The sequence below is a fragment of the Pseudomonas sp. GL_117 genome (genome assembly GCF_057835125.1).
This window is the reverse complement of the sequence record NZ_CM174418.1, coordinates 1,386,362-1,400,685: the sequence shown is the minus strand read 5'-3', so window position 1 is coordinate 1,400,685 and position 14,324 is coordinate 1,386,362. Positions and strand designations below refer to the sequence as shown.

Genomic DNA, 14,324 nt, shown 5'->3' with positions numbered 1-14,324 from the left:
ACCTGTCCCACTGTTCTGGATCGAAGTAGGACAGCTACAGGCGCCTGAATTCGGGGCTCTGCCCTACTGTCCTACCTTTTTTACTTTTCTCTTGTGTATAGAGAGAAAGCTAAAAGCACGCGTGCGCGCCATGGGCGCGATTACGTGCCCGCTATGCTCATGTGTGCGTGGGGCGGGTAAAGGTTGGACAGTAGGACAAGCCAACAACGGCGCGGCCTGCGCCTGTCCAACTGCACTAAGTGGCAGTCGGACAAGGCTGGACAGTAGGACAGCGGCACGCGGATTGATGCCGAGGGTCATGCAGCCTTCCCCATCAGCATGCCGGCGATGTGCAGGTGGGCTTCGTGCAGGCGCTGGTAGTACGTGTCCCGACTGCATCCGCAGTGGGTGTACTTCTGTGACAGGAAGCTTTCGTGGTTGCAATAGTGCTCGCGCACGACGACCGACAGCTGCGGCGGCAGGTGTTTGTTGACGATCAGCTCGATGTCGGCCGATTCATCCAGCAGCACCCGACTACCCCGCGTGCCGCGTATCAACTCCCCTTTACACTCCATCAACATGGCGATCATGTTGCCGCCACTCGGCCCGCCCGCGTTTTCCGGCACAGGCGAATGCAGATCCTGCGCCCACAGTTTGAGCATTTCGTCGATTCGCTTAATCAAAGCAAGGCTCCTCGATCACCGACTGCTGCAACGCAGACGTGCGGCCCCAACCCGCAGGTTTCTCGTAAGCCCATGGCCGTATCCCACTTTTCGGCAACGCCGGCATGCGCCGCTTGCGCCAACCCAGCCGGTGCATGATCGCCCCGACCCGCATCTGCTCGGGCTTGCCCCAATGGCCGACGTCCAGTTTCAGTGCCTGGATCAGGATCTCGTTGCCGGTGGCGGTCTCGCCGATCTGCGACTCTTCCATCCAGGCCAGGATCGGCCCTTCCCATTCATCGACCACGAAGCGTTCATCCTGAGCCTCGGCGAACATCTTGGATTCGTCCTTGTTCACCCACCAGATGTCGCCCGCCTCGAAGCAGAACAACGCCTCGGCCCATAGCTGGTCGCGTATCTCACGCAGTTGCTCCAGGTCGACCTTGTTGCAGAACACAGGCCAGTAGCGACGGTTGCCCGTGGCGTCCTTGAGGTACTCCTCTTGGTTGGTGGTGCCCACGAAAACACACTGGCGTGGCACGTCGTTCGTTCTGCGGCCGTAGCTCTCTCGGTAGGTGTCGGTCGACGCGGAGAAGAACTGCTTGGCCTTGGTGCTTTCAGCTTTGTTGAAGCTGTCCAGCTCGCCCAGCTCGACGATCCACTTGCCGCGAATCGCCTGGAAGCTGTCCTTGTCGCCGAGGGCAAAAGGCGTGTCCATGAACCATTCGCCGCCGAGCACGCCCATGGCTGTGGACTTACCGGCGCCCTGCCCACCTTCGAGGATCATCACGGAGTCGGCCTTGCAGCCTGGGCGCATCACCCGTGCGACTGCGGAAATCAGCCAGCGCTTGCCGACCTTGGCCGAGTACTCGCTGGCATTGACGCCCAGCACGTCGGTCAGCCAGGTTTCGATACGGGGCACGCGGTCCCACTCCAGCTTCTCCAGGTACTCGCGCACTGGGTGGAAGGCGTGGTCGTGGGCGACGACGCTGACCGCCTCGATCACATGGGAGGCTTTGACCCGCAGGTTGTATTGCTGCGCGAGCCACTTCATCACGCGCATGTCGTCGATGTCGGCCCAGTCACCGGCGCCGCCACCGAAGGGCGCAGACCGCAGCTTAACGATCTTGGAGCTGAACACGCTGTAGCCAATGACACCGGCCCAGCGCTCGTCGTTGCCCAGGATCAGCTCGACGTTTTGCATGTGCGCGATCAGGGAGCCGTTTTCGGTGCGGGCGAGCTGGTCTTTCCAGCCCCCCGCTGCAGGTGGCTTGACCACCGCCAGCACCTGGCGGCGGACGGCCTCCAAACCTTCGGCGACGTGCAGGTCGTTGAAGTCGGTCCACTTGATCTCGCGCTCGCCGGAGAACACCGGGGCGACCACTTGCCCGCCGACGACCAGCGCGGCGTTGGCAGCCTTCTCTTCGCCCGGGTTCCAGGCGTCACCGTTGGGGCGCTTGGTCTTCCAGTCGTCGTCGCGGCAGATGATCAGCGGGCAGCCGGGGAAACGCTCGCGCATGGCCTTGGAGACCGGCAGCAAGTTGCCCGCGTCGAAGGCGATGGCGACGGTGAGCGAGGTCGCCATGTGCAGGCTTGCGCCGGTGGCGTAGCCCTCACACACCAGCACCGGCTCACCGGGTTCGGGGTGTGGGCCGATCAGGTGGAAGGCGCCCTCCTTCGACATGCCGTAAGGCCAATACGCTTTGTCGCGCCCGGTGTCCTCTTGCTTCGCGGGGAAGATCACCTGCAGGCCGACGATCTGGTCGCGCACGTTGCACATGGGTACCAAAAATGCGCCGGTACGGGGCGCATAGCGGACTTTGAAGCCGACGATCTGCTTTCGATCCAAATAGGCGCTCTTGCCCTTTTCGGGCATGCGCTTGAACAGGCCGGCGGCACGGTTGGCCGCTCGACGTGAAGCGTTGGCCGCGATCTCGGCGGCCTTGCGCTTAGCGTCTTCCTGGCGAGCGCGCATGACTTCGCGCTCTTCCGGGCTCATGCGCCCGGCCTTGACCTTGATCTTCTGGGTGTCGCCGGAGCGCCAGTCACCGAAGCTGCCGAAGATCAGCGTCTCGTTTTTTTCGGTGTGGTGTTCGTGGATGACGTACCAGCCGTTTTTTTCCTTGCCCTTGTCCTGGGTGGTTTTGCAGCGGGTGAGTTTGCCGAAAATCAGGGGTTGGGCGGGTTCGAGGCCGTAGTCGGCGAATTGATTCAGTACGTCATCGAGCATAACGAGAGGCCCTCAGATCATCAGCAGACTTGCAACCAATGCAGAGCGTGCAACCCGGCTGCGCCAAGCGGCGCGCTTCAGGGATGGGTTCTTCACAGTCGTCACAGAACATCAGGGAATGCGGTGCCGCGTTCGACATCAGCGCCAGGCGTGCGGCCACGGCTTGATCGATCCGCTCTTGCACCAGGTCATTTGCAAAATCAGCGATGTCAGCCACGGTCCGTCCCCCGAGTTGTCTGGTTGACGTATTTGGCGCGGTTGAACATCCCCAGCAGCCCCTGAATGCCGCGAAACACCTGCAGGCGAATCTCGGCCAGTTCCTGATCACTCACAACGCCATCGCCAATGCTCTTGGCCCAGGTGTCGGCCAGATCGGCCACCTGCCGGAAGTAGCCGGCAATCCCGGTGGTCAAGGTCTCAGGCATGTCGCTGGTGTAGGTTTCAGCCAGCTCCTGCCAGGTCGTATCGCCGACAAGGGCATGCACCGCGTCGAGGATGCGCCGGTCCTTGGTCAGTTCGAGGATCTCGCCGAACTCTTGAATGTTGACCGTGTGGGAGGGATGGGTGGGGGACAACTTGTGCTGCAAGGTGGTGGCATTGCGGCCGGTGGTGGCGGCGATTGCAGCGGCGCCGCCGGGATAATCCCGTGCGGCGTGGTACAGGGCTAATTCGAGCGTCAGGACTTCCCTTTGCGCTCTATCAACACAGCTTAAAGCTACTCGGCTCATGGCATTAATCCTACAAAGTTGCCAGTGCCCCGCGACATGCAGTGGTGTTACATTTGCCGCGTGGCTTGAAAGGGCCCAAACGCCGGCCAGATCTTAGGGATCGAAACCGGCACCGTGCCGAGGCGAACAATCCGTTGTTCACCTCTGGCGCAACAGCTGCCTAATCTGTGGTGGAAAAGGCAGCAACCCAAGACATCCGTGTCTTGGCAGCGCGATAAAGGGAGGTGGTTTGCATGTGGTGTGCCCTCCTACCTTCGTCGCGACCCGACAGCACTGTGGTGGTGTGTGCCGGGAGGAACTGGGCGGCCCTTGGGTCGCCTTTTTTCTATCTACACTGTGGCTTTCTGCGGCGCCGATGCATTGAGCAACCAGGCTGCGTCAAACGCGTTGCCCTTCTGCTTTGCGGCGGTCGCCAACAGTTTCGCGTAGTGGGTTTCACCTGTGTAATCAGTGCGGGGAAGACTGGCTGCCAAGCGCCATTTGTTGAGCGCTTGATAACTCCTTTCACATACCTTGGCGGCGGCTCCAATGCCGCCTACTGCTTCAAATGCGAACGCGATGGCGTTCGGAAAATCTGCGGGGTCCAGCATGGCAACCTCCATTTATCAACTCGCGGTTGATATTAACATCAACTGACTATTGCGCAACCCCTGTGAGAGTATCAACTCATGGTTGATAAGAACGAGCTACGGGCAGCTTTCACAGCGCGCCTTCACGAAGCACTCGACGATGCCGGTGTACGCACCCGGGGTCGTGGCGTGGATATTCATAAGCATTTGGTGAAGGCTGGGGCTGAAAAAAGCACTCAGGCCATCAGTAAGTGGCTGAATGGTGAATCCATACCTGAGGCAGACAGCATGGTTGTGCTGTGTTCATGGTTGAAGGTTCGGAGGGAGTGGCTGGAGTATGGTGTGCTGCCTAAAAAGCAATCCGGGGAAAGCAACGTCTATCAGTTCAGCGAAGGGGGAGAGAGTAATGTTCGCAAGTTAACTCGCCACATCGGAAAGGTCCCATTAATTTCGTGGGTGCAGGCCGGGGCATGGTGCGAGTCAAACTTTGAACAGCACGATGGTGAGTCCTGGCTATCCTGTCCTGTACCTATCAGTAATAGTGGCTATGCGCTGAAAGTCCTCGGTGACTCCATGACAAACCCTGGACCTGGACGGAGTTATCCGACGGGCTGCGTTATTTTTGTTGACCCGGAAGCAGAAACTAAGACTGGTGATCGTGTGATCGCCCGAGTTCCACGCACCAATGAAGCAACATTCAAAGTATTAGTGGAAGACGCCGGTCGCCAGTTTCTAAAACCCATCAACCCTCAATACCCAATAATAGACATTACAGAAGAGACTCATATTTGCGGCAAAGTAGTAGGCTCGTTTATTCCAGAATAAAATTCACAAGCTTTCCTTACTCGTCATCCTCCAGGTAGTTTTTGCGCGCCAAATCGTAAGGCACCCCTCTATTCTTCCCAAAAGCACCGCCATATACCTTAACAAGATCTAAGGTAGGAAACTCTTTAGGATGCTTATATTGCAGTAGCATCGAACGATCTACAGCAATACCCGTCCCGCCACCTAACTGAAAGCGTCCTTTAACGCCCCGAACCTCCCTACAATTCAAATGCTCGAACATCTTATACTTAATCAAATAGTTTTTAAACTGCCCTTTATCACACACATTATCGAGACAATTCACAAACAATAACACCAACTCCTTAGTTGAGAGTTGAGCTCGCAGTATGCTCGCATACTTCTTCTTGCTATCCCAAGAAACAATCGACTCATCATAACGATCGATCATCTTTAAAACCTGATAAAGATTTCTAAAATAATGACCTACTATGTGGTTATGCTCTTCTTGTATTTGCATGTACCTCTTCACAATTTGTTTAGGTGTTGCAGAATCGCTGGACAGATATTTTAAAATCTCCTGAAAAGCTGCTCTTCCCTCAAAAACTGTGATCGAGGCTATAGCCGGGGCAGACTCCACGCGTTGCGAATAATTCTTCCCCACCCGCACTACAGTATTTCCATTGTCATCGCGTGGCTCTTCTAAAAACCCCGCATTTAAAAACTTCTTTATACCTGACATCTTTTCTCTATACGCGGAACCGCCAAAGGCACTCAAATCAAATTTAATATTTTCAGAAATTTTATTGTGCAACTCAAGGGTATTAAAAAAGGTATTCTCAACCGATTGAGTAGTCAGTGCCTCAGCCGTACGTTCGTACTCAATCCGTGACAATCGAAGATCATGGCGCTGAACAATAATGGTAACAATCAATCCCAAAAAAGTTAGAAACGTCAAAATCGGATTCAAAACACCTCCGAAGAAATCGCCAAAAATACCCGCAACGTCCTCGTGATTCCTAACCATCCAAATATCTATAATAAATAACAATACCACTACACCGATAGCACCAAATATTATATTAAAGAAAACCTTGGACAATAAATTATTCTCAGCCTTGTTATTGCTCTCAGACAAGACCTCGACAAAAGAGACATATAATTTATTTTTATGAAAAGCAAAAAAATTTGATACAGCATCGAAACAGCCAGGTAATGGAAAAATAGTTACTCCGCACCAAAGCAATAAAGCAAGTACAACAATATCCATATTCCAAGAGTCCATTAAGATGAGCAGCACAACGGCCTTTTCCTGATTTTACCTAAGACGCGGCAATCTGACATTACAAAAAGCTTCGCCATATAAAACGACCAAACAGAAAATCAACCAGAGGTTGACATAATTCAACCAGTGGTTGATATTTCACTCACTCTTCCACCACAGAGCGAGGCAACACCATGCACACCACAGCCACCCTGCACGTCCACCCTGCCGCTGCTAACCCCTCCCGCATCTTCGAAATCCGCCGCCTGGCACAAGACTGCGGCTGCGCCTTCATCGCGTCCAAACCCAAGCTGAAACAGCGCACCGCGCCTACTCCGTTCGATCCGAACGACGGAGGGCAAGCGGCATGAACAAGTACAAACTCGACAACCGCACCCTGGCCCTGCTCAAGGCCCAGGTCAGCCTGACCGAAACCTTCAGCCACCTCCTGCGCACCGAGACGCAGCGCCAGGCCCTCTCCTTTCGCCTGAAAGTCGAACGCCGCATTGCCGACACGCACTTCACCGTTGAATTGGGTAGCGAACGCCACACGCTGACCCTCACCAACAGCAAGAAGATGCACCTCGAGCTTGCGGACTTCATTGAAGAGATCGTCAACGGGCCTTCCAACCCTGCCGAAGCACCTGTCACGCCGCACGCTGATCGCCGTTACGGCGTGTTTGAAACCGAACACAGGCAACAGGTGTTCGACCTGGTGCGAACCGGCGGCGCGCTCAGCCTCGACATGGGTTTTGAGCAACCGATCAACCTGGCGATCCACCGCAACAAATCCCGCGCCGGCATCACCACCATAATGAGCATCGGCGTCAGAAAGCCGCGCTCGAAGTGCTTCACGGTATACGGCAGCGACGTGGAGATCTATTCCATGGTCGCCGAATCCATCACCCACCTGGCGGCCGTGGCGACTCCCGCCGCGCATGCAGCCTAGGAGGTCGCGATGGAACGTAGCCTCGAAAAAGCCGCCAAGTACTTCGGCCTCACCCGCCCCAAGCTGATCCTGCTCATGCGTCAAAAGGGCCTGCTCAACGACCGCAACCTGCCGGCATTCCCGGTGCGAGATCGCGAGTACCTGCGCGTCAAGGACAGCAACTGGTTTCACGCGACCGCCGGCATGCAGTACAGCCAGTCGACCAAGGTCCGACAAGCCGGCATCCGCTGGCTCGCCGACCAGCTGGGGCTCGAACTGCCAGCCATCCCGGCAGACAATCGTGACGTGGCCTAGGGAGTACGCCCGCCAGATCGTCGCCATGGGCACACGCGAGGAGCGCAACGCTGCGCTCCTCGAAGTGCCGGAGCATCTGCGGGAGCTGACCAAACGCCATTGCCTGAACGCCTGGAACCACCCTTCACGACTCAAACGCAAGGAGGCCGCAGCCCATGAGCAACAACAGCCAGACGCCGCTACGACTGCTACCCGCCCCGGATAGTGCCACCGTCGAGATGCTGCACCAACTCTTCGGCGACGTACTTATCCCCCTGGAAAAGCTGCGCGTGCATTACTTCAAGAACCTCAACGAAAAAACCTTCACCGAGGCGATCGCCAACGGGCGTATTCAACTGCCGGTGACCACCCTGGACAACAGCGTCAAGGCGATCCGGTATGCCCACATCAAACACGTCGCAGCACTGATCGACATCCGCGCTTACCGAGCGGACGAAGACATGCCGCGACCACAAAACGATTCAACCGAGCAAGACCAGTAACCCAGACGGCTGCCACCACCAGCCACGAAACTACCAGGAGCACACCACATGACTGCAATTCAAATTTGCGTACTGATCAGCCTCATTACCGCCGCCGCAATCCTCTATTGGGCCGGCTACCGAGGCGGCCTCACTGACGGTAAATATGACGGTTACGAAGACGGCCATTCTGATGGTTTCACCATGGGGCAGGACGATGCCTCAGCCGCGTACGCACGCTCTATCGAAAAGGTGGCGACGCGTTGCCAGCGTCTTGAACAAATATTGCACCGGGAACCACAGGACCGCCTAGACCTTCTCGCCATAGCAGAAAAGCTCAAGCTGGCCGCTGATACCTTCCGAGCGGTTAAAGCAGAAAGCCACGCATCACAGGCGCTTGCCTTGCGTGACAAAGCCTTGAACATGGCTGCAGGGCTGGACTCCTTCTTTCAGGAGGACGCGGCATGAGCCAGGCCATCCAAACGCTTCGCCTGACACCTCAGGCCGCCGGCACACTGCAACAGCAGCACACCAAGGCGACACAGGAACTGCGCGCACTGACACGCTACAACAAGGAACTCGACCGCCAGTTGAAAGCACTGATCGGCCACGACGCACTGCGTCAGCTGCACAAAGCCACTGCCAACGCCCTGCTGCTGGCCGATCTTGTGAGGGAAGCCGCATGAACTGGATCCTCACCTCCACCGGCAAACGCTTCGACCTGTTCGAGCCCGACGCAGACATGATCGACCCACGGGACATCTCGCACTCGCTGTCCCACCTGTGCCGCTTCAACGGCCACACCCGCGAGTTCTACAGCGTGGCCCAACACAGCTGCATCGTCGCCGATCTGGTGCCGGAAGAGCACAAACTCGCGGCCCTGCTCCACGACGCCGCCGAGGCGTACGTGGGCGACATGACTCGGCCACTCAAGCAGTGGATTAGCGCGTACCAGCACTTCGAGGACTGCATCTGGTGGCGCATTTGCGAGCGGTTCGACATCGTTCCTGAACTCCCCGCCTGCATCTACAAGGCCGACCTGATTGCACTGGCGACAGAGCGCCGCGACCTCATGCCAACCGATCCGGCTATCTGGGATTGCTTGGTCGGCATCGAACCCATGGCCGAAACCATCCGTCCATGGCCTACCGCAGAAGCCCGACTCACCTACCACCAGCGCCTGATGGACCAACTCGCTATCGAACACCGGAGGAAAGCGGCATGAAGAACCACCAGGACAACAACAGCACCCTGCCCGCTTTGCTCCGCACAGCCAGTGGTGGCGACACGCTAGAAACAAACAGTCTCTGCTGCGCAGCAGCAGGCATTACTGCTCCTACCAGCGCCACTGCCGAGGCACTTGTACCCCACGAAAAGCTGCGCGGGGCAGCGCTCGCTGATGCAACGCTAAACGCTCAGAAACGCCCGCTCGCGCAGCCTGCCGTGGGGTATAAAGCCGAACTCAAAGCGCTGATGAGCATCCACGGAGTGGGCCGTCAGACAGCTGGGCGAATCCATGCAGCTGGATTCCGTCTAACCGATTCAAATGGAGTCCACAGCGAGACTCAGGTCGATGCACAACCAATATGCCATATCGGTCTGAAGGATCTTGAATACCTACAAGGCGGTACAGATCGACTCGCAGTGGTCCGCTCTGGAGCAGTATCAAAATACAAAGTCCCGCTCTACACATGCTCGCCTTGTGGTACAGCCAATCATTCAGACAACGAGGCATCGATAGCAGCAATCCAGTTCGCTCTCTCTGCAGAAGAGGGCATGACTTTCCTTCGAATCTGGAACGAGGGCGAGTTCGACACGATCCGCGAGGAGTGGCCGGAGGCACCGGAAGAAGTGTTCATTGGCGCGGATCCGCTGTATGTCAGGGAGCAACGGGTATGACTGCACTCAATCCAACCCCAATCACATCCGCCGTCAAAACCCAGTTCGGCCTCGACTTCGCCGGCGAGATCCGCGTTGACCTCTTCGCCGGCGGCGGAGGCGCAACCATGGGCCAGGAGATGGGCACCGGCATGCCGGTCGACATCGCCATCAACCACAACCCCGACGCGATCAGCATGCACAAGCGCAACCACCCGAGCGCCGAGCACTACATCACCGATGTCTACGACGTGTGCCCGCGTGTGGCAACTCGCGGCCGCCCAGTTGCCCACCTGCACGCCAGCCCTGAATGCACCCACCACAGCCTTGCTGCCGGCGGTCAGGCGCGCAGTACCACCAGCCGCTCCCAATCGTGGGTAATCCTTAAATGGGGAGGCCAAGCCAGCCCCCGCATGATCACCATGGAAAACGTCGTGCAGATCCTCCAATGGGGTCCACTGATCGCAAAGCGCTGCGCCAAGACTGGCCGAGTGATCCGCCGGGATCTGACCGTTGCCGCTGCCGGCGAACGTGTGCCGGTGCAGGATCAGTACCTGGTGCCCGATCCAAAGCGCAAGGGACAGACCTGGCGTCGTTTCGAAAGCATCCTGCGGTCCATGGGTTACGACCTGATGTACGGCAAACTCAAGGCTTGTGACTTCGGCGCCGCTACCACCCGCGAGCGCTTGTTCCTGATCGCACGTCGTGACGGACAGCCACTGCGCTGGCCGGAACCTACACATTTCAAGAACCCGGGCAAAGGGCAATCTGCGTACCGCACCGCCGCCAGCTGCATCGACTGGTCGATCCCATGCCCGAGCATTTTCCTCACCAAGGAAGAAGGCCGTGCTGCAGGCGTCAAGCGACCACTGGTTCCCAACACGATGGAACGCCTGCGCAAAGGCGCCAAACGCTACGTCATCGAGCACAAGACCCCTTTCATCGTCAGTGTGAACCACACAGGCAACGATCTGGCGCGCTGCCAATCTGTGGACGACCCGGCAAAGACCATCACGGGCGCTCAGGGCTTTGCACTTGTCACTCCCCAGCTCGCGCCCTTCATCACCGAACATGCCAATGGCAGCAGCCAGCGCAACATGCCAGGTGATGATCCCCTGCGCACAATTTGCAGCGGCGTGAAGGGCGGGCACTTCGCGCTGGCCGTAGCCTATGTTGCACAGCACAACGGCGGGTACAACGAAACGCCAGGGCATCACCCTGCAACCCCCCTGACAGCCATCACAACCACAGGCAGTCAGCAGCAAGTCGTCACCGCGCACCTATCGACACTTCGCAGGAACTGCGTTGGCCGGGCCATGGACGAACTGGTGCCGACCATCACGGCCGGCGCCGAACATCACGCGCTGGTTGAGTACAAGCTCGCTCACGAGGCCGAGGCAGGCGCTATGCGTGTTGCCGCCTTCCTTATGGGCTACTACGGCAGCGACAACACCTACGACCTGCGCAACCCGGCCGCGACCATCACCACGCGGGATCGCTTGGCGCTTGTGACGGTGACGATCAAGGGCACGCCGTATGTGATCGTGGACATCGGCATGCGCATGCTCACCCCGCGTGAGCTTTACCGTGCGCAGGGTTTCCCCGACAACTACGTGATTGATCGAGGGCACGACGGCCGGAAATTCAGCAACAAGACTCAGGTGTTGATGGTGGGCAACTCGGTGTCGCCGTGGCCGATGATGGCGCTGATCAGTGCCAACAAGGACGTGGATGAGCGTGAACTTATAGGAGAAGCAGCATGAGCCTACCTCGCTGGGTAATGATCAGTCGCGCCTCTGAACTCACGGGCTACAGCGAAGACGCTATACGCCACAAAGTGAAGAACGGTACCTGGGCCCAAGGCCGGATCTGGCGTAAGACGCCAGACGGCCGCATCGCAATTAACATGACGGAGTATGACAAGTGGGCCGAGAGCGCACCTCAGGAAGCGGCCTAGAAACCGAGCTGGCAAAGCACAAAGGGATTGAGATCCACGGCGGCAACTTGCGCGTCGTGTTCATGTGGCGGCGTATACGCTGCCGCGAATCCCTTGGCCTTCCGATCACAAAAGCCAATATCAAGCATGCCGCCCTTTTGAGGGCGGCAATTCTTCATGAGATCAAAACCGGCCACTTTGACTATGGCAGACACTTTCCTAATTCGAAGCACGCGACCAACTACAGCAGCGCCAAGGACGAAAGACTCGGCGCGCTGCTGGAGCGATACAAGCCGCTGAAGGCAGTGGACATCACCCCAATGACGGAGGAGAAGTACGGCTACGCCTTGGACATATGCACAGCCCTGGTCGGGGTTGATCGTCTCGCTGGCGTTTTGCTGCCCGAAGACATTCAGTTGCTGAGGACGTTGCTCATTGCAGATCGAGCGCCATCAACCGTAAATCACTACCTCGCTACATTTGCCGGTTTCTTGGGATGGTGCGAGACCAATGGATATTGCCGTAAGGGATTATCAGAAGCGTGCAATAGGTTCGCAATGCAAGGCCAAGACCCGGACCCGCTTACGAGAGATGAGTTCCAACTGCTAGTTAATAAAGGATGCCTCCACTCCCAGGACGCTGCAGCGATTACTTTAGCCGTGTATACCGGGATTCGGCCAGGTGAACTATGTGCGCTGGCTGTTGAGGACATCGACTTGGACGCAGGGCTGATCAACATTACCCGCGCCATAACTGCCAACGGCACATTCAAAGTTCCCAAAACAGGGAAGCCACGTTCAGTATTGTTGATGCCTCCAGCAGTAGAAGCCTGCCGGGTTCTTATGTCACTTGTTGCAGATCACCCCGCGCGTTCTATAGAGGTATTCCAAAACAGGCACGAGAGCAGGAGGGAAAAGGTCACACCACTGCTCTCGCCAACGACCCAGGCACGCAAAAAGATCATAAACTTCTGGTACGTCCCTACCGCCTGGAACACCAAGTGGTCGGCAGTGCAGAAGCGCTCCGGCATTCGTCCGCGTCGCCCTTACCAAACTCGCCATACCTACGCCTGTTGGTGCCTGACTGCTCGTGGAAACCTTGCATTCATCGCAAAGCAGATGGGCCACAAAGACTTCACCATGCTGGTTGAGGTATACGCAAAATGGATGGATGATGAGTCGCCAAATGAGCTTGAAAAAATATGGTCCGCAATTAAATAAGGGAGGACCAACGCAAACCTCAGGTATCAGCTCTTCCCATAATAATACTTACCAATCAAATCTTTTTTGACTACAGACAAGTCCACCAACTTTCGTTTCAAACGAGCTAAATCATGCTCAAGATAACTAATAGACTTATTACACTCCTCAATTTGTTGCTCCTGCTGAGAAAGAACCACCTCATTTGGCGCACCACCAAAACCATCATCTTTAAGACACTCATAATCTAATGCATATTTTCTATGGAGTCTGAATTCGAACTCCAATCTATGCTCAACCTCTTCAATTTGCTTTTGCACAGCTTTTATCTGTTCGTGAACTCTAAAATTATCTCTTTTATACTCATCACCAAAAGCAAATCCAAACGCATCTACCCCTTTTTTAGCAACAGGCCAAGCCTCATTAACCGTGAAATCAAGCAACGCAGCATCCGCCAGGCTTAGATCATCACTCTCATCACGAAGATTTCTAATTTCATTCACCGCTTCTTGTGACGTTTCCTGCTTCAAGAAAGCGTTAGCACGCTCCAAAAATCTATCAGGGGGGTACATATAAAATTGCTGACTTGTCTCCTGCAAAAACTCTTCAACCAGTTGAGGCTGGGGCCCAATAGTTTTCCCCTGAAAAGTCAACCACCAGTCTTCCTTATTATCCCCCGTAACAAATATTACAGGTTTTTTAGACAACTGAGCCTTTTCAATCACTTGCAACCATACAATATAATCTCCAAATGGCTTACACATCTCAGTAAAAACAACCGTATCACTGCCCTTCTTAATATCTTTATAACCAGGTGGAATTTTCTGCTCGTAGCGTGACGCTCCATCCTTTAAAATTAGTTCGAGTCTAGCTCTATCGAATCCGCCTCCGACTTTTCCCTCAAGAAGCGATATTAACTGCTCCCTGATCTCATCGGAATTTATTCGACCTTCATGCACCGATTTATTAGCACTCAACTCCCCTAAGAGCTTTTCAAACACTACTACCGACTCAACCAAAGTATTCGCACTTACAAATGGATGGTGATTATTATTCTCCAACCCCTTTCTAATTAGCTCAACACTTTTAATTGAATCCTCATACACCTTAGCTTGCTCACCAATAACCTTAAGCCTATTGATGAGATACTCATAAACTACCTGATGAGGCACCCACAAACGATTTCCTAAAGATCTAAAAACTTGAAGAAGTTCCGCTCGCGTTGCATCCGAATAACGATAGAGACTCAGTAATACGTTAGCATCTAGAACAAAAAGGCTGTCCTCCCATAACCTTTCCATGTCACCACCGTGATTGGCAAAGAACCCAGGGAACTCCTTCTTCATTACGCGCTCCAGTAAAAAAGTACTAGCAAGTTGACATCAGCCCCCC

20 protein-coding genes are annotated in these 14,324 nt (G+C 55.7%); 13 read left to right on the top strand and 7 right to left on the bottom strand.

The features are described 5' to 3' along the window. Positions 1-296: 296 nt before the first annotated feature. The 5 genes from AC3ISR_RS06170 to AC3ISR_RS06150 form a co-directional block, all read right to left on the bottom strand. A complete protein-coding gene (locus AC3ISR_RS06170) occupies positions 297-662 on the bottom strand; it encodes a PA0613 family protein (RefSeq protein ID WP_099587398.1) in 366 nt (121 codons plus the stop codon). After that, positions 655-2,871 (bottom strand): VapE domain-containing protein, encoded by a 2,217-nt coding sequence (locus AC3ISR_RS06165; RefSeq protein ID WP_489324632.1) that lies wholly within the window; start codon positions 2,869-2,871, stop codon positions 655-657. Before AC3ISR_RS06165 ends, AC3ISR_RS06170 begins: the two co-directional genes overlap by 8 nt. Next, positions 2,861-3,088 (bottom strand): TraR/DksA C4-type zinc finger protein, encoded by a 228-nt coding sequence (locus AC3ISR_RS06160; RefSeq protein ID WP_463983328.1) that lies wholly within the window; start codon positions 3,086-3,088, stop codon positions 2,861-2,863. The genes AC3ISR_RS06165 and AC3ISR_RS06160 overlap by 11 nt, the downstream gene beginning before the upstream one ends. Beyond that, positions 3,081-3,599 (bottom strand): phage regulatory CII family protein, encoded by a 519-nt coding sequence (locus AC3ISR_RS06155; RefSeq protein ID WP_489324631.1) that lies wholly within the window; start codon positions 3,597-3,599, stop codon positions 3,081-3,083. The genes AC3ISR_RS06160 and AC3ISR_RS06155 overlap by 8 nt, the downstream gene beginning before the upstream one ends. 329 nt (positions 3,600-3,928) lie before the next feature. Continuing rightward, positions 3,929-4,189 carry a hypothetical protein gene (locus tag AC3ISR_RS06150; protein WP_122426250.1) on the bottom strand — a complete coding sequence of 87 codons (261 nt, stop codon included), beginning with the start codon at positions 4,187-4,189 and terminating at the stop codon, positions 3,929-3,931. A gap of 78 nt (positions 4,190-4,267) precedes the next feature. On the opposite strand from AC3ISR_RS06150, the gene AC3ISR_RS06145 reads away from it, so the two are divergent. Beyond that, positions 4,268-4,993 (top strand): LexA family protein, encoded by a 726-nt coding sequence (locus tag AC3ISR_RS06145; protein WP_489324630.1) that lies wholly within the window; start codon positions 4,268-4,270, stop codon positions 4,991-4,993. A gap of 16 nt (positions 4,994-5,009) precedes the next feature. Here AC3ISR_RS06145 and AC3ISR_RS06140 read toward each other — a convergent pair whose 3' ends face one another. Then, the gene (locus AC3ISR_RS06140) at positions 5,010-6,221 is read right to left on the bottom strand and encodes a putative phage abortive infection protein (protein ID WP_489324629.1); all 1,212 of its coding nucleotides are present in this window, start codon (positions 6,219-6,221) and stop codon (positions 5,010-5,012) included. A gap of 188 nt (positions 6,222-6,409) precedes the next feature. Between AC3ISR_RS06140 and AC3ISR_RS06135 the strand changes: the two genes are divergently transcribed. Genes AC3ISR_RS06135 through AC3ISR_RS06080 form a run of 12 tightly spaced genes read left to right on the top strand, consistent with a single transcriptional unit; the run spans position 6,410 to position 12,953 of the window. Next, a complete protein-coding gene (locus AC3ISR_RS06135) occupies positions 6,410-6,586 on the top strand; it encodes a hypothetical protein (RefSeq protein ID WP_489324628.1) in 177 nt (58 codons plus the stop codon). Then, a complete protein-coding gene (locus tag AC3ISR_RS06130) occupies positions 6,583-7,164 on the top strand; it encodes a hypothetical protein (RefSeq protein WP_489324627.1) in 582 nt (193 codons plus the stop codon). Before AC3ISR_RS06135 ends, AC3ISR_RS06130 begins: the two co-directional genes overlap by 4 nt. 9 nt (positions 7,165-7,173) lie before the next feature. Continuing rightward, positions 7,174-7,458 (top strand): phage antirepressor KilAC domain-containing protein, encoded by a 285-nt coding sequence (locus AC3ISR_RS06125; protein WP_489324626.1) that lies wholly within the window; start codon positions 7,174-7,176, stop codon positions 7,456-7,458. Beyond that, the gene (locus AC3ISR_RS06120) at positions 7,445-7,663 is read left to right on the top strand and encodes a hypothetical protein (protein ID WP_489324625.1); all 219 of its coding nucleotides are present in this window, start codon (positions 7,445-7,447) and stop codon (positions 7,661-7,663) included. Before AC3ISR_RS06125 ends, AC3ISR_RS06120 begins: the two co-directional genes overlap by 14 nt. Then, a complete protein-coding gene (locus AC3ISR_RS06115) occupies positions 7,614-7,940 on the top strand; it encodes a pyocin activator PrtN family protein (protein WP_489324624.1) in 327 nt (108 codons plus the stop codon). The genes AC3ISR_RS06120 and AC3ISR_RS06115 overlap by 50 nt, the downstream gene beginning before the upstream one ends. Positions 7,941-7,988: 48 nt before the next feature. Then, the gene (locus AC3ISR_RS06110; protein WP_489324623.1) at positions 7,989-8,387 is read left to right on the top strand and encodes a FliH/SctL family protein; all 399 of its coding nucleotides are present in this window, start codon (positions 7,989-7,991) and stop codon (positions 8,385-8,387) included. Then, positions 8,384-8,605 carry a hypothetical protein gene (locus tag AC3ISR_RS06105; protein WP_489324622.1) on the top strand — a complete coding sequence of 74 codons (222 nt, stop codon included), beginning with the start codon at positions 8,384-8,386 and terminating at the stop codon, positions 8,603-8,605. The genes AC3ISR_RS06110 and AC3ISR_RS06105 overlap by 4 nt, the downstream gene beginning before the upstream one ends. Then, complete coding sequence (locus AC3ISR_RS06100) at positions 8,602-9,144, top strand: phosphohydrolase (protein WP_489324621.1); 543 nt, start codon at positions 8,602-8,604, stop codon at positions 9,142-9,144. The genes AC3ISR_RS06105 and AC3ISR_RS06100 overlap by 4 nt, the downstream gene beginning before the upstream one ends. Next, the gene (locus tag AC3ISR_RS06095; RefSeq protein ID WP_489324620.1) at positions 9,141-9,818 is read left to right on the top strand and encodes a hypothetical protein; all 678 of its coding nucleotides are present in this window, start codon (positions 9,141-9,143) and stop codon (positions 9,816-9,818) included. The genes AC3ISR_RS06100 and AC3ISR_RS06095 overlap by 4 nt, the downstream gene beginning before the upstream one ends. Continuing rightward, positions 9,815-11,560, top strand: coding sequence for a DNA cytosine methyltransferase (locus AC3ISR_RS06090; RefSeq protein WP_489324619.1), 1,746 nt, complete (start codon positions 9,815-9,817; stop codon positions 11,558-11,560). The genes AC3ISR_RS06095 and AC3ISR_RS06090 overlap by 4 nt, the downstream gene beginning before the upstream one ends. Continuing rightward, on the top strand, positions 11,557-11,754 hold the full coding sequence (gene xisR, locus AC3ISR_RS06085) for an excisionase family protein (protein WP_042944248.1): 198 nt from the start codon (positions 11,557-11,559) through the stop codon (positions 11,752-11,754). The genes AC3ISR_RS06090 and xisR overlap by 4 nt, the downstream gene beginning before the upstream one ends. Then, positions 11,721-12,953: a site-specific integrase gene (locus AC3ISR_RS06080; RefSeq protein ID WP_489324618.1), complete on the top strand. Its 1,233-nt coding sequence runs from the start codon at positions 11,721-11,723 to the stop codon at positions 12,951-12,953. The genes xisR and AC3ISR_RS06080 overlap by 34 nt, the downstream gene beginning before the upstream one ends. A gap of 26 nt (positions 12,954-12,979) precedes the next feature. Here AC3ISR_RS06080 and AC3ISR_RS06075 read toward each other — a convergent pair whose 3' ends face one another. Next, the gene (locus AC3ISR_RS06075) at positions 12,980-14,278 is read right to left on the bottom strand and encodes a PIN-like domain-containing protein (RefSeq protein WP_489324617.1); all 1,299 of its coding nucleotides are present in this window, start codon (positions 14,276-14,278) and stop codon (positions 12,980-12,982) included. Positions 14,279-14,324 lie beyond the last annotated feature (46 nt).

Excerpts from the sequence above, each read along its gene's own strand:
- AC3ISR_RS06165 (WP_489324632.1), bottom strand. The coding sequence starts at position 2,871 with ATGCTCGATGACGTACTGAATCAATTCGCCGACTACGGCCTCGAACCC.
- AC3ISR_RS06155 (WP_489324631.1), bottom strand. The coding sequence starts at position 3,599 with ATGAGCCGAGTAGCTTTAAGCTGTGTTGATAGAGCGCAAAGGGAAGTC.
- AC3ISR_RS06150 (WP_122426250.1), bottom strand. The coding sequence starts at position 4,189 with ATGCTGGACCCCGCAGATTTTCCGAACGCCATCGCGTTCGCATTTGAA.
- AC3ISR_RS06145 (WP_489324630.1), top strand. The coding sequence starts at position 4,268 with ATGGTTGATAAGAACGAGCTACGGGCAGCTTTCACAGCGCGCCTTCAC.
- AC3ISR_RS06140 (WP_489324629.1), bottom strand. The coding sequence starts at position 6,221 with ATGGATATTGTTGTACTTGCTTTATTGCTTTGGTGCGGAGTAACTATT.
- AC3ISR_RS06135 (WP_489324628.1), top strand. The coding sequence starts at position 6,410 with ATGCACACCACAGCCACCCTGCACGTCCACCCTGCCGCTGCTAACCCC.
- AC3ISR_RS06130 (WP_489324627.1), top strand. The coding sequence starts at position 6,583 with ATGAACAAGTACAAACTCGACAACCGCACCCTGGCCCTGCTCAAGGCC.
- AC3ISR_RS06125 (WP_489324626.1), top strand. The coding sequence starts at position 7,174 with ATGGAACGTAGCCTCGAAAAAGCCGCCAAGTACTTCGGCCTCACCCGC.
- AC3ISR_RS06115 (WP_489324624.1), top strand. The coding sequence starts at position 7,614 with ATGAGCAACAACAGCCAGACGCCGCTACGACTGCTACCCGCCCCGGAT.
- AC3ISR_RS06110 (WP_489324623.1), top strand. The coding sequence starts at position 7,989 with ATGACTGCAATTCAAATTTGCGTACTGATCAGCCTCATTACCGCCGCC.
- AC3ISR_RS06105 (WP_489324622.1), top strand. The coding sequence starts at position 8,384 with ATGAGCCAGGCCATCCAAACGCTTCGCCTGACACCTCAGGCCGCCGGC.
- AC3ISR_RS06100 (WP_489324621.1), top strand. The coding sequence starts at position 8,602 with ATGAACTGGATCCTCACCTCCACCGGCAAACGCTTCGACCTGTTCGAG.
- AC3ISR_RS06095 (WP_489324620.1), top strand. The coding sequence starts at position 9,141 with ATGAAGAACCACCAGGACAACAACAGCACCCTGCCCGCTTTGCTCCGC.
- AC3ISR_RS06090 (WP_489324619.1), top strand. The coding sequence starts at position 9,815 with ATGACTGCACTCAATCCAACCCCAATCACATCCGCCGTCAAAACCCAG.
- xisR (WP_042944248.1), top strand. The coding sequence starts at position 11,557 with ATGAGCCTACCTCGCTGGGTAATGATCAGTCGCGCCTCTGAACTCACG.
- AC3ISR_RS06075 (WP_489324617.1), bottom strand. The coding sequence starts at position 14,278 with ATGAAGAAGGAGTTCCCTGGGTTCTTTGCCAATCACGGTGGTGACATG.